Origin of the sequence: Mycolicibacterium rhodesiae (assembly GCF_002086695.1) — a bacterium.
Taxonomy (GTDB): domain Bacteria; phylum Actinomycetota; class Actinomycetes; order Mycobacteriales; family Mycobacteriaceae; genus Mycobacterium; species Mycobacterium rhodesiae.
Genome location: NZ_MVIH01000003.1, coordinates 46,161 through 59,187 on the forward strand (window position 1 = coordinate 46,161; position 13,027 = coordinate 59,187).

Consider the following 13,027-nt stretch of genomic DNA (forward strand, 5'->3'; position numbering starts at 1 on the left):
AGAGCTTGTTACGACCACGAGTCCTCCCAGTAAATCTTCTAATCGATTAGCGTAGGCTCGGCGACGATCGGGCGGAACTGTCACAATCGGTGTGATTTCAATGCTTGGCGGTGGCGTCGCGGACTAACGAAGGGGGTCACTTGAGCGGTAAGCGGCCGACGTTGGCTGACGTGGCGAGTCGGGCCGGCACGTCGACGGCTGTCGTGAGTTACGTGTTGAACAACGGACCGCGGCCAGTATCAGAGACGTTGCGCGCCAGGGTGATCAGCGCCATCGACGAGCTGAACTATCGCCCGGACCTGCGTGCGCGTGCACTTCGACGGCCGCGACGCTGGCGCCAGATCGGGCTGCTGGTACCGGATCTGATGCTTCCGCTCTTCGGGGAGTTCGTCGGCCGGATTGAAGTGGAAGCGCGCGCTCGCGACCACCTCACCATGATCGGTAACACCGGCTACGACCCGGAGCGTGAGCTCGAGTTCGCGACGGCCTTCGCGGAGGTCGGGATCGACGGGTTGGTGGTGATCGGTGCCGCCAACCCGCAGCAGACCGCCAAGCTGTGTGTGCAGGAGCGGATCCCGGTGGTGTGGATGCACAGCGTCCGTGGTGAGGTGGCGACCGAGATCGTGGGCATAGACCATGTTCAGGCCGGCGAACTTGTTGCGCGCCACCTACGCGATGTGCACGGCTGTTCTGAGATGGTGTTCGTCGGCGGCTGGACGGCCGCCGACGTCGAACACGGCGATCGCGAGACGGTACATCAACGGTTCATCGGCGTCGCCACCGTCGCGGGCGACGGAGTCCGGGCGGTGCGCACCGATCTGACCCCCGGCGGCGCCTACGCTGCGGTCAGTCACTGCCTTCGTGACGCGGCGGACCCACCACATGCCTTTGTCGTCGGGACGTTCGGGCAGACGGCGGCGACGATTCGGGCGGTGATCGACGCCGGGTATGCGATTCCTGGTGACATCCGGGTGGTGGGGTTCGACGGCAGCGACAACGACTACGGTGTGTTTCGGCTGACTGCCGCACAACAGCCGGTCGACGCGATCGCCCACCGCGCCCTTGCCGAATTGCTGGGAGATGTCGTGCCGGATCTCGGCGCCCTGGAACCAACCCTGCGGGTGGGCAATACATGCGGATGCTGAGTGGTCCGCCCCGAACTGCCGAAGTGCCCGACGGCACCGCAGGGCGGTTGATCAGTGCACCCGGATGGTGAACACCGAAACCGCAGGCCGGCCCGGCGTCGCGGTGTCATAGCCGCCGGTGCTGAGCGCATTGGTCGGCGCGGCCATCGGCTCCAGCCCCACGACATCGTCGTTACCCGGTGCGAAGATCTGTGCGGCCGGGAATCCGTTGGCGAAAACCACTTCGATGCGACGATCACCGCCGGCGAGCGCGAACACCCCGCCCACCGGCACCCCGCCGAATCCGTCGTCGAATGTCTTGTCGCCCAGCTTGTCCGAGTAGGCCGGCCAGTCCACCCGTTCGCCGGTCGGAAGACCACGGTCGTCGACGAGCAGATGCTCGAGCGGCGGCGTCTCCAGCGTCCATTCCGATCGGGGAACTCCGGGAACGGTCAGGTAGGGGTGGAAGCCGTAACACAGCGGCACCGCCGCCGACGTGCTGGCCGTGACGGTGGTCTGCACTGTCAGCGCCCGGTCTGCCAGCGTGATGTCGAGGGTGACCACGTGCGGGAATGGGAAGCTGGCCAGCAGGGCCGGCCGGCTTCCGTAGTCCAGATCAGCGACCAGCCGATTCTCCGACTGCTCGGTGACCTGCCAATCCGGATATGCGGCGAGTACGCCGTGGATCGGCAGGCCGTTCGGGTCGGTCCGCACACCGCCGACCCCGGGGGTCAGTGTCACCCCGCCCCCGTCGAGCCCATAGCCGTTGGCGCTCAGCCGATTAGCCCATGGATACAGGATCGGGACGCCGAGCGTCTTACCGTCGCTGACGTAGGCCTGTAGGCCGCGGCGCTGCCCGAGTAGTTCCACGCCGTCATCGGACAGTGACGTGCAGACCATGCCGGCCGACGGAACATACGTCGCCGTCAGCGGAGAGGACGGATCATGCAGAAGGACGGACGGCAACTCGGCCACCGTCGAAGTCTAGCGGTGCACGCCGATGTAGCTCGTCAAGTCCTCGATGGTGCGTAGCGAGGCGTACTCCGACTCGGGGATCTCCACCTCGAAGCGCTTGTGCAATCGGACCAGAAAGTTCAACCAGTCCATCGAATCGAGGTCGACCTGATCACGGAGGAGTTCGGTATCGGACAGGTCGCCCTCGTCGATCTCCGGCGCGATCGCGAGCAGTTCCTGCACAACCTGGTCACGGATCTCGGCATCGCTCACGTCGGGCACCTCCTACAGCTCTTGGGGCTGCTGCAGCAACCGGTTGATCTCGGCAAGGAACAACGCGCCGCGATGACCGTCGCTGGCGCGATGGTCGGCGGCCAGGCTGGCGTGCACCGTTGTGGCAACCCGGATTCCACCGTCGACCACGACGACGCGCTGCGCGGGCCTGCCGAAGCCGACCAGCGCCACCTGCGGCGGGTAGATCACGCCGAAGACGGAGTCGACGCCCTTGTCACCCAGGTTGGTGACGGTGATGGTCGGATCGGACATCTCCGAACTGCGCAGCGAGCCCGCCCGGGCGCGGGCGACCAGGTCGGTCAGGTCGCTCATCAGTTCGTCGAGCTTCTTCTCGTTGACATCGTGGATGGCCGGCGCGACCAGCCCGCCGCCGCGTAGCGAGATCGCCACGCCCACATGCACACCCGCGGCAGGCTGGTAGCCGTCGTCATGCCAGAAGCCGTTGAACTCCGTGAACCGTTGCGCCGCCAGCGCCACCGCCTTGAGCTGCAACACCGCGGGCAGCAGCCGTTCGGTGATCGGCCGGTTCACGTTCTGCTCGGTCAGCCAACCCAGCGCGGTGTCGAGGATGATCTCGTCGGCCAGGTAGTAGTGCGGGATCTCGCGCTTCGAGCGGCCCATCGCCGCGGCGATCGATGCGCGCATGGCGGCACCGCGCTGCTTGGCCTTCTCCGCCGCCGACTTCGGCTCGGGACTCACCACAGGGGTGGGCGGTTTGGGCTCGGCGTGATGCTGCGCGGCAGCGGCATGCTCGACATCGATGAGTGTGATCGCCCCCTGCGGGCCGGTTCCGGTCACAGCGCCCAGGTCCACGCCCAGCGAGGCCGCCGTACGCCGTGCGACCGGGGACACCCACAGCCGGTGGCCGACGGGCGCGGCCAGGGTCGGTCGGTTTACGACAGGGGCCTCAGGGTGGGGCGCCGCAGCCGGTGCGGCAACCGGTGAGGCGGTGCGTGGTAGCACCGCCTCACCGGGCGCGGCCAAGGTTGCCAATGGGGTGCCTACTGCCACCGTCTGCCCGACCGGGACCAGCAACTCGGCGACAACACCTTCATGCCAGCATTCGATTTCCACTGCGGCCTTGGTGGTTTCGACGACCGCGACGATCTGTCCGCGGGTGATTGTGTCGCCGGGTTTGACCAGCCACTCGTCGAGTGTGCCCTCGTCCATGTCCGCGCCGAGGGCGGGCATCGTGAACTCGATCATCCGCCGGTGCCCCCTCCGAACAGCCCCCGCACCGCGGCCACGATCTTGTCCGGCTGCGGCAGTGCCGCCTCTTCAAGGTGCTTGGCGTAGGGGATCGGCACCTCGACGCTGCATACCCGGGCGATCGGCGCGTCCAGGTCGTAGAACGCCCCCTCGACGATCCGCGCGCTGATCTCACCGGCCAGGCTTCCGGTACGCCACGCCTCGTCGATGATCACCGCGCGGTGCGTCTTGCGCACCGACTCCAGGATGGTGTCATCGTCAAGGGGGCGCAGCACGCGCAGATCGATCACCTCGCAGTCGATACCGGCCAGAGCCAGTTGGTCGGCGGCATCGAGTGCCTTGGGCACGCAGCCGCCGTAGGCGATCAGCGTGACGTCGGTTCCCGTGCGGCGCAGCGCGGCCCGGCTGATGTCGGTCGGCACCAGGGTGTCGATGTCGATGGCGGTGTTGTAGAGCTGGACATGCTCGAACACGATCACCGGGTCGGGATCGTCCAATGCGGTGAGCAGCATCCCGTACGCGTCGGCCACCGTCGCCGGGGCCACCACCGTGATCCCCGGGATGTGGGCGTACCAGCCCTCCAGGCTGTGTGAATGCTGGGCGGCGAGCTGCCGGCCGGCACCCGTCGCCATCCGGACGACCAGCGGCACCGAGAACTGCCCGCCCGACATGTGTCGAAGAGCCGCAGCGGTATTCACGATCTGGTCAAGCGCCAGCAGGCTGAAGTTCACGGTCATGACTTCGACGATCGGGCGCAGACCGTTGATCGCGGCGCCGATGCCGATGCCGACGAATCCCAGCTCGGACAGCGGGGTGTCACGGATCCGGTCCGGGCCGAACTCCTCGAGAAGTCCCTTCGACGCCGCGTAGGTGCCGCCGTAGCGCCCGACGTCTTCGCCCAGCAGAACGACTCGCGGGTCGTTGCGCATCGCTTCGCGAATCGCGTCGTGGACGGCGTTGCGGTAGGTGGTCTTCACGACAGTGCCCCGGCGGGGGTCATCAGATCCCGGGTGAGGTCTTCGATGCTCTCCAACGTTCCAGCCTCGGCGTAGGCCACCGCATCGTCGACCTCGGTTGCGGCGCGTTCTTCCATGGCCGCGACGTCGTCGGCGCTCAGAGTTCCGTCAGCCAGGCACTTCTCGGTGAACAGCCGGATCGGGTCGCGTTCACGCCAGTGCTCCACTTCGGTCTTCTCCCGGTACAACTCGGGGTCGAACATCGAATGCGGGCGGAACCGGTAGGTGCGGAATTCGAGAAAGAACGGGCCGCCCTCGGTGCGGATGTGGTCGACGGCGGCAACCGTGGCGGCATGACAGGCCAGCACGTCCATGCCGTCCGCCGATGCGGTGGGTATCCGGTAGGCGGCCGCGTTGGCGGTGACGTCGGTCTGGGAGAGCTCACGGTCGATCGCGGTCCCCATGGCGTAGCGGTTGTTCTCGCAGAGGTACAGCACCGGCAACTGCCACAACTCGGCCATGTTCAGCGATTCGTGGAAGGCGCCCTCGGCGATCGCGCCCTCCCCGAAATAACATGCGGTGACGCGGGTTTGCCTGAGTTGAGCGTCGGCGAAGGCGAGACCGGTGGCCAGTGGCAGGCCGCCCGCCACGATCGCATTGCCACCGTAGAACCGGCGCGAAGCGTCGAACAGGTGCATCGACCCGCCGCGCCCGCGAGAGCAACCCTCCTGCTTGCCGAACATCTCGGCCATGATCGAGGTGAGTGGGATCCCGCGGAGCAGGGCGTGGGCGTGGTCTCGGTAGGTGGCCACGACGGCATCGTCGGGTCCCAGCGCACGCAAGGAGCCTGCGGCCACCGCTTCCTCGCCGACGTACAGGTGGAGGAAGCCGCGAATCTTTGCCGCACTGTACATCTCGGCGCACTTCTCTTCCATTCGCCGCACCCGGATCATGTCCGAGAGCAGCCCGCGGGCAAGGTCCTGATCGGTCATGCGGTCACCTCGTTGCCGTGCCGGACGGCAGCGGTCTCGACCGTCGAGGTGTCACCTTCCGGCAGGCCCAGCTCGCGGGCCTTGAGGAGCCGACGCATGATCTTGCCGGAGCGGGTGTGGGGCAACGCATCCACGAAGTCGATCTCCTTGGGTGCCACCGCGGCTCCCAACCGCTTTCGCGCATGGCCCATCAGGTCGCGACGCAGCTCATCGCTCTCGGTGTAACCCGTCTTGAGCGTCACGAAGGCCTTGACGAGTTCGCCGTAGGTGGGGTCGGGCTTGCCGATCACCGCCGCCTCGGCGACCGCGGGATGATCGGTCAGTACGTTTTCGACTTCGAATGGGCCGATGAGATGACCCGACGATTTGATGACGTCGTCGGCCCGCCCGACGAACCAGAGATATCCGTCGGCATCCCGCTTGACCAGATCGCCGGACAGGTACAGGTCGCCGGCAAAACTGTTGCGGTAGCGCTCGTCTTGGTTCAGGTATGCGCGGAACATCGACGGCCAGCCGACGCGCAGCGCCAATTCGCCCTCGACGTTCGGCTCATCGATCACAGTGACCGCGCCGGAGTCGTCGCGGTGCACCACGCAGGCGTCGACCCCGGGCAGCGGCCGGCCCATCGAGCCGGGCTTGATGTCGAAGGCGGGGGTATTGGCCACCATGATTCCGCCGGTCTCGGTCTGCCACCAGTTGTCGTGAATCGGCAAGCCCAGCACCCGCTTGCCCCACCACACCGCTTCGGCGTTGAGCGGCTCACCCACACTGGCGATGAACCTCAGGTGCGGAAAGTGGTACTGCGCAGGCAGTTCCGGGCCGGCTTTGATGAGCATCCGGATCGCAGTGGGTGCGGTGTACCACACCGTCACCTGCTCGTCCTGCAGGATGCGGTACCACCGTTGCGCATCGAACTCGGCCTCGTCGATGATCGAGGTGACGCCGTGCAGCAGCGGGGCGATGATCCCGTATGAAGTGCCGGTCACCCAGCCGGGATCGGCTGTGCACCAATAGATGTCGCCGGCATGGAGATCGAGGGCGTAGCGGCCGGTGATGTAGTGCATGGCGACCGCGCCGTGGACGTGCTGGGCACCCTTGGGTGTCCCGGTGGTGCCGCTGGTGAAGTGCAGCAGCGACGGATCGTCGGCGGTGGTGTGCTCGATGGGTGCGTCCTCGCCGGCGGCGTCCATCAGCCGATGGAAGTTCTCGGTTCCCTCGATATCGTCGCCGACCACCAGCACGTGTTTGACCGACGTCAGCTCCCCGCGGATCTTGGCGATCTTGCGCTTGTAGATTGCCGCGGTCGTGACGAGTACGTCCGCTGATCCGATGTTGACGCGGGTGGCGATCGGTTCGGGGCCGAACGCGGAGAACAGCGGCGAGACGACGCTGCCGTTGCGAAGCGCACCGAGCATGGTGGTGTAGAGCTCCGGCACGCGGCCCATGATGACGAACACTCGATCGCCTTTGCCGATTCCCAAGCCGCGCAAGACATTGGTGAACCGTCGCGACAACCTGCCCAGCTCGGCGTAACTGATGTCGTGGGTGGTCAGTTCGGGCGAGTCGGGGGTGTCGGCGATGAAGCGCAACGCGGTTCGACCGGCATCCGGGCCCTCGGCGTGCCGATCGACGGCGGCGTAGGCGATGTTGCAGCCGCCCTGGCCCATCGCGGCGCACAGGTCCGGCACGTCCGACCAGCGGAACGAGGCGCGGGTCTGCGCGTAGTCGGTGAGGTTGGGGGTGACCTTCAGGTCGTCGTCGCCTTTGTGGATGACGTCCATGGTTTTCCTCAGACCTGCGGTGGGGCCAGGACGCCCTTGCGGCGAGCCTGCCCCAGGTTGGCCATCACGCGGTCGCGCAATACCGCGTAGGCGGCACCACTGTTGAGGATGTCGTGGCGGTCCTCATGGCGGAGGTAGGCGTCGAGTCGCCGTTCCAGCGACCAGTCCCAGTAGATGCGTCCGGTGTATGGCGAGCAGAGGAATTCCCAAGCAACGGCGTCGAGTTCAGTCTCGTCGGCCAGACCTGAATTCATCTCCACCCCTCACTACCACCCCCACAAATGATGGTGGCCGAGGCCGCTGCGGGCTGGAAGGGACGAAAGTCCCCGAACTCGGGGCTAACGGGCTGCGACCGGGCGGGTCAGTGCAGCGGGTCGTGCTGGATGCGCTCCGGCGGTGCGCCCTTGGCGAGCAGAGCGTCGCGTGTGGCGCGCACCATCGCGGGACCTCCACAGATCAGGATCTGCCGATCGCCCCAGCCACCGTATTTGGTCACCACGTCGGGCAGCCGCCCGGTCTGGCGTACATGCAGGCCACGCGGCGGCTGGACATCGGGGTAGTCGGACGCCCACGGGGGATCGCTGGAGTACTCCGACACCGGCGATACCGACAGCCACGGGTTCGAGGCGGCGATCTCCCACAAGGTCCGCAAGTCGTACAGCTCGCAGGGATAGCGGGCACCGAAGAACAGGTGCACCCGTGGGTTCTCGCCGAATCGGCACAGGTCCATGATCAGAGCCCGCAACGGCGCCAGTCCGGTACTGCCCGCCACCATCAGGACGTCGCCGCCGTCGCGGTCCACCTCCATCGCACCGTGCGGGCTGGACAGCCGCCAGCGATCGCCCGGCCGGGTCTCGGCCACGATCGAATTGCTGACCATGCCGCCGAGCACCGAGCGCACATGGAACTCGATGAAGCCGTCCGGGTCCGGTGGCATGGCGGGTGACAGGAAGCGCCAGCGGCGCGGACATTGCGGAACGTGGACGTTGACGTACTGCCCCGGGTGGTAGGGCATCGGCCGGTCCAGGTGCAGGCGGACGACCGCGAGGTCGCGCGACACCCGGTGGTGTTCGAGGACGGTGCCGTCCCACCACGCCGGGCCGTCCTCGGCGTCGGCCGCGCCGCCCATGATTCCGGTGATCAGGTTGACGGCCTGAATGGCGGCGTCGTCGACGGCGGGGGTCCAACGGTCGCTGAGGTGGCTGCGCATCTCGGAGTACCACGCCTGCCGCATGCTGTCGTAATGCCGTTGTGTGACACCGTATTTGCGGTGATCACGGCCAAGCTGGGCGAGGAAGGCCACCGGGGCCTGGGCGCGCTGCGCGACGAACTCACCGAACACCCAATGCATCGCCTGACCGAACGCCGCCCGCTGCGGCGCAAGTTCCGGAGGGAACAGGTCCCGCACTTCGGAGTCCAGTGCGAACCAGCGGGTGTAGAACCGGTTCAGCAGCTCGTGGGAGGCGGAGTGGGGAGCCGCGGAGTCTTCGAAGGCAGCCTGCAGCACCGCGAGAGCATCACGATCCTCCAGACCCACGGCCGCGAGTGTAGGCCCGCCGGCTACAGGCCGTGAATGCCCTTGTACAACACCATGACGCCGATGACCACCAGGATCACGGCGACCAGCGTCGCGTGCTGGGCCTCCATCCAGTCCTTGAGTTTGGTCAGCGGTCGGTCCAGCCGCTCACCGGCGACCAGATAGGCCAGGACCGGCAACGCCACCGAGGACGCCGCGACCGCGGTGAACACGGCGTCGGCCGTCCACGCTCCGGTGGTCCCCAGCCCCGCCGAGCCGATCGCCAAACCCGCTGCGGCACACATGAACAGGACCTTCGGGTTGACCACCACCAGCACTACCGCGGTCACGAAGGCGCGGGGCGGACCGATGCTGGTCATCGAGGTCAGCCATTTGGGGGTGTGCTCCGAACGCTTGCGGGTGAACCATCGGTAGAGCCCGAACGCGACGAGCGCCGCCCCGATCACGATGCGGACGTACGGCGCCCATGTCGGCTGTTTGTTGAGCCCGCCCAGCGCGTTCGACACCAGGACGAACGCCGCGGTCAGGCCGCCGATGCCGAGCACCCAACCCAACAGGAACGCCATGCTGGTGGGTCGGGGTGAGGGCGTATGCAGCATCAGAATGCCCGGGATGATCGTCAGCGGGGACAGCGTGATGACGAGCGCCAGGGGAATCAGTTCGGTCAACTCCGAACCGAGGCTGGTCGTCACAGATGCCTCCTGGGGCGTAGACGGGCAACGCTCGATCACGGCTGACCGTACTATCTCTGCGCGTGGGCATGGATGCCGACGAAGAAAAGGGTGATGGCGGCCACGACGGCCAGCAGAACACCCTGGTCTACGTCTCCGGGGTGGCAGCGTTGGTGCTGCTCGCGATCCTGGTGTACGCGGTACTGGACACCTCCGAGAGCTCGCAGCGGCGCGACGGGCCGGTCACCTATGCGCCGGCGATCAGCACCACGACGTCATCGAGCAAGAAGACGTCCACCACCTCGCGCACCACGTCGACGCGGATCTCCACCACCGATCTGAATCCGGGCTCGGCGTCCTCGACCTCGACGTCGCCGTCAGACACCTCGAGCGAAGTGGTCATCCCGTCCGAGACCGAGTACACCACTCCCACGACGACGGTCACGTTGACCAACCCGTACGCCACGACCTCGGTGCCGAACGCCGGGCGGACCTAGCCCATGGGCACGGCGACCGTCGTCACGATCTTTCACCCCGCGAACGACCCCGCCGACTTCATCGAGTGGGCCGACACGATGCGCGCCACCGCATCGGAGTCGACCGATTTCCGGATCTCCGTGCTGGCTGATCCGCACCTGGACTGGGGACTCGCCGTCACCTTCGTCAATGCGCGGGCGTTGCACCATTGGTTGGACAGCTCGGCCCGCCAACGCTCGCTGAACGACGGCAGGCGGCGCGGAATTCTTCGTGCCACGGCAGACATCGTGATCGTCGAGGACAGCGGGGTGCCGCCGGGCGTCGGCTTCTTTCGGCACATGGTGGCGGCGGACCGCGCCGCCGACTTCGTAGCGGCCGAGGCCCAGCTGGCGGAGGTGAGCGCGCGGTTCAGCGGGTTCGAAGGATGTTGCACCTTCGCCCCGGACACCGGCGGCGATTCGTTCGCGGTGCTGCGATTCCGTACCGAACACCAACTCGTGACGTGGCTGGAGTCCCCGGAACGCCGCGCCGCGCTGGGGCCGCTGCGGTTGAGCCTGACGCGAGAATTCTCTCTGGTGTCTTCGATCACGACCTTCGGCAGCACGGTGCGGACCGAGAACGGCCACACCGCGGTCACTCCGAGATGGAAGACCGCGATGCTGATCCTGCTGGTGCTCTACCCGACAGTGATGCTGCTGTCGCGGTTCATGGGCCCGGTCCTTGACGACGCCGGTGCCCCACCCTGGTTGGCGATGTGGCTCAGTCAGGTGATCAGCGTCGCTGTTCTGCAGTGGGCGCTGATGCCGTGGGTCGGGCAGTGGTTCCGGCGTTGGCTCGATCCGATCGATGGGGCGGGGGTTCGCATCAGCGTGCTCGGCGCGAGCGTGATCCTCGTCGGTTACCTGGTGACGCTCGGCGTCTTCGCGATCGTGCGGTGGCTGCAGTACTGGGATTTCTCGCGCGGCTAGCGCTAGCGGCGCTTGAGCGTCCAGGCTGGGACCCAGTGCGTGACCGCCTTGCGTTTGGGCCCGTAGGAGATGTCGTAGGTGACCAGGCCCCACCAATCGCCCTGCTCGCACAGGCCCCAGCAGGACAGCGTGCCCCTGACCACCTTGTGCATCTGCAACCCATGCGGGTGGTAGCGGCCGGTGCGGTGCGGTTCGCGGGGGAAGAGCACCGTCAGATCGACGAGCACCGGTTCGGGAGGGGACACCGGCCGAAACGGCGGCCGCAGCGGCTGACCGTTGTATCCGATCGACGTCAGCTCGCCCACTGATCGATCATATGTTCGAATCGGTCGGTGTCCACCCCCCGGCGTTCAGTCCAGTTGCTCGCCGATCGCCCGCAGTTTCCGGTGCGTTCCGCCGTAGGGGTTTGCCGGCGGGAGCAGCGTCTTGGCGATCTTGGTCACGGCGCTGTAGTTGACATCGACCACGTTCGCCAGCGGCGACAGGCACAGTTGGCTGCACAGCTGGTAGGCGTCCATGGTGCTCAACCCGTAGAGCTCTTCCAGCCAGCGCACCATCTCGACCTGGCTGCACCGCCACGCGTCCTCGAGCGGACGTGCCGAACCTACCGTCAGCAACGCGTCGTCGTGTTCGAAGCGCGGCCACGCCGGCGCACCGCCCTTGATGAGGTCGACGACCAGGGTCACGTTCATCGCCCCTTCCAGGGCTGTCCCGCAGGTCTCACCTTCGCCTTGGCGGTAGTGCCCGTCGCCCACTGAGAACAGCGCGCCCTCGGTGTTCACGCCGAGGTAGACCGTGGTGCCCGCGCGCAACTCCGGGGTGTCCATGTTCCCGCCGAAGTAGTCCGGGACCAGGGTGGTCCGGACCTCCCGCAGGGCGGGTGCGACGCCGACCGTCCCCATCATCGGTGCCAACGGGATGTCGAGGGTGAAGTCGCTCTCGTGTGCGGTGAAGGTCGCGGTACCCCGGGCTCGGTCGATCCGGTAGATCCAGGCCAACTCGGGCAGCGGCGCCTGCAGAGTGGCAGTGCGATCGGTGCCGGTGAGGGCGCCGAAGAGCGGGATCGTCGTCGAGGCGGCCCAGTCCCTGGCCGGCTCGATCGACACGAAGTGAAGCGCCAGGGTGTCGCCGACCTCCGCGCCGGTGACATAGAACGGGCCGGTCTGTGGGTTGAGCTCCTTGGTGTTCAGCACCTGGCTGGGTTTGTCGGTGCTGGAGGTGACTCGCCCGGCGAAGGCGTCCTCGGTCCATAGCCGCATCGCGGTGCCGGGCGAGACCTCCAGGACGGGCTCGGCGCCCCCGAAGGTCCAGACATATTGATCGCGGGTGGGAGTGAACTCAACGACGCGCATCGACCATCCTGGTGCTGAGGACGCGGGGCAGCAGCGCCGCGAACACGGTGCCGAGTACCAGCCACATGAGCGCCTGGGTGAGCAGTGAATTGATCCGGAAGTCCGCCAGCAACGCGGCCGGGAAATGATCGGAGACCTCATCGAAGCGGGGGAGCAGGAGCGCGACGGCGCTGATGCTGACCAGGTAGCCCCAGCCTGCGACTGCGACTGCCGACCACGTGCCCAGACGCGCACTGAGCCGCACGGCGACTGCGACGGCGACGATCGCCAGCGCCACTGAAGCCAGCAGGATGACCAGATACGCACTGGTGCGCGCGCCGATGGTGTCTGCCTGCCCGACGCCGGGCGGATTCGCCGGGAAGCACAGGGCCGGAACGAGATTGACCGCGACGAAGCCGATCGCCGCCACACCGCTGACCGGCCAGCGGAGGTCGGTACGGATTCCGCGTCGGCTCAGATGCATCGACAGTGCCGCGACCGCGACGGAGAACAGCGCGCCCAGCACGACGGCGAACATCACCGTGCCGACACCGGCGCCGACATTCTCTTGCAGGGCGCGGCTGAATATCTCGTGGTCGTCACCGTGGTGGTGCGCCTCTTCGTGGCCGATGGCCGCATCGACGAGTGGGGATACCAGAATGCGCGCGAAAACGAATGCGGCGATCCCACCCGCCAGGCCGGCTGTCAGGCCGAGGCCGATGATTTTCTGCAT

The 13,027-nt window shown here is 66.9% G+C and carries 15 protein-coding genes; 3 read left to right on the forward strand and 12 right to left on the reverse strand.

Going from position 1 to position 13,027, the window contains the following annotated elements:
- Nucleotides 1-140 precede the first annotated feature (140 nt).
- Complete coding sequence (locus BST42_RS07475) at nucleotides 141-1,145, forward strand: LacI family DNA-binding transcriptional regulator (RefSeq protein WP_237159305.1); 1,005 nt, start codon at nucleotides 141-143, stop codon at nucleotides 1,143-1,145.
- A gap of 51 nt (nucleotides 1,146-1,196) precedes the next feature.
- On the opposite strand, the gene BST42_RS07480 is transcribed toward BST42_RS07475, so the two are convergent.
- The 9 genes from BST42_RS07480 to BST42_RS07520 form a co-directional block, all read right to left on the reverse strand.
- Nucleotides 1,197-2,099, reverse strand: a complete 903-nt coding sequence (locus BST42_RS07480; protein WP_083117965.1) for an aldose 1-epimerase — start codon at nucleotides 2,097-2,099, stop codon at nucleotides 1,197-1,199.
- A gap of 9 nt (nucleotides 2,100-2,108) precedes the next feature.
- Nucleotides 2,109-2,351 carry an acyl carrier protein gene (locus BST42_RS07485; RefSeq protein WP_083118352.1) on the reverse strand — a complete coding sequence of 81 codons (243 nt, stop codon included), beginning with the start codon at nucleotides 2,349-2,351 and terminating at the stop codon, nucleotides 2,109-2,111.
- Nucleotides 2,352-2,363: 12 nt separating this feature from the next.
- Nucleotides 2,364-3,578 carry a dihydrolipoamide acetyltransferase family protein gene (locus BST42_RS07490; RefSeq protein WP_083117966.1) on the reverse strand — a complete coding sequence of 405 codons (1,215 nt, stop codon included), beginning with the start codon at nucleotides 3,576-3,578 and terminating at the stop codon, nucleotides 2,364-2,366.
- A complete protein-coding gene (locus BST42_RS07495; RefSeq protein WP_083117967.1) occupies nucleotides 3,575-4,558 on the reverse strand; it encodes an alpha-ketoacid dehydrogenase subunit beta in 984 nt (327 codons plus the stop codon). The genes BST42_RS07490 and BST42_RS07495 overlap by 4 nt, the downstream gene beginning before the upstream one ends.
- Nucleotides 4,555-5,529 carry a pyruvate dehydrogenase (acetyl-transferring) E1 component subunit alpha gene (gene pdhA, locus BST42_RS07500; protein WP_083117968.1) on the reverse strand — a complete coding sequence of 325 codons (975 nt, stop codon included), beginning with the start codon at nucleotides 5,527-5,529 and terminating at the stop codon, nucleotides 4,555-4,557. The genes BST42_RS07495 and pdhA overlap by 4 nt, the downstream gene beginning before the upstream one ends.
- Nucleotides 5,526-7,310, reverse strand: coding sequence for an acetate--CoA ligase (gene acsA, locus BST42_RS07505; RefSeq protein WP_083117969.1), 1,785 nt, complete (start codon nucleotides 7,308-7,310; stop codon nucleotides 5,526-5,528). The genes pdhA and acsA overlap by 4 nt, the downstream gene beginning before the upstream one ends.
- An 8-nt stretch (nucleotides 7,311-7,318) precedes the next feature.
- The gene (locus BST42_RS07510; protein ID WP_083118353.1) at nucleotides 7,319-7,564 is read right to left on the reverse strand and encodes a hypothetical protein; all 246 of its coding nucleotides are present in this window, start codon (nucleotides 7,562-7,564) and stop codon (nucleotides 7,319-7,321) included.
- Nucleotides 7,565-7,671: 107 nt separating this feature from the next.
- Complete coding sequence (locus BST42_RS07515; protein WP_083117970.1) at nucleotides 7,672-8,847, reverse strand: FAD-binding oxidoreductase; 1,176 nt, start codon at nucleotides 8,845-8,847, stop codon at nucleotides 7,672-7,674.
- A gap of 23 nt (nucleotides 8,848-8,870) precedes the next feature.
- Nucleotides 8,871-9,539, reverse strand: a complete 669-nt coding sequence (locus BST42_RS07520; protein ID WP_083117971.1) for a GAP family protein — start codon at nucleotides 9,537-9,539, stop codon at nucleotides 8,871-8,873.
- A gap of 62 nt (nucleotides 9,540-9,601) precedes the next feature.
- Here BST42_RS07520 and BST42_RS07525 point away from each other — a divergent pair, with 62 nt between their 5' ends.
- Together BST42_RS07525 and BST42_RS07530 are read left to right on the forward strand one after the other, a co-directional pair.
- Entirely contained in the window at nucleotides 9,602-10,015 is a 414-nt protein-coding gene (locus tag BST42_RS07525; protein ID WP_133057423.1) for a hypothetical protein, read from the forward strand.
- 3 nt (nucleotides 10,016-10,018) lie between these two features.
- Nucleotides 10,019-10,963 (forward strand): putative antibiotic biosynthesis monooxygenase, encoded by a 945-nt coding sequence (locus tag BST42_RS07530; RefSeq protein ID WP_083117973.1) that lies wholly within the window; start codon nucleotides 10,019-10,021, stop codon nucleotides 10,961-10,963.
- Nucleotides 10,964-10,965: 2 nt separating this feature from the next.
- Here the strand turns inward: BST42_RS07530 and BST42_RS07535 are convergent, their stop codons facing one another.
- The 3 genes from BST42_RS07535 to BST42_RS07545 are packed head-to-tail and all read right to left on the reverse strand — an operon-like array spanning nucleotide 10,966 to nucleotide 13,027.
- Nucleotides 10,966-11,268, reverse strand: coding sequence for a hypothetical protein (locus BST42_RS07535; RefSeq protein WP_083117974.1), 303 nt, complete (start codon nucleotides 11,266-11,268; stop codon nucleotides 10,966-10,968).
- Between the two features lie 45 nt (nucleotides 11,269-11,313).
- Nucleotides 11,314-12,315, reverse strand: coding sequence for an acetamidase/formamidase family protein (locus BST42_RS07540; RefSeq protein WP_083117975.1), 1,002 nt, complete (start codon nucleotides 12,313-12,315; stop codon nucleotides 11,314-11,316).
- On the reverse strand, nucleotides 12,302-13,027 hold the full coding sequence (locus tag BST42_RS07545; RefSeq protein WP_083117976.1) for a CbtA family protein: 726 nt from the start codon (nucleotides 13,025-13,027) through the stop codon (nucleotides 12,302-12,304). The genes BST42_RS07540 and BST42_RS07545 overlap by 14 nt, the downstream gene beginning before the upstream one ends.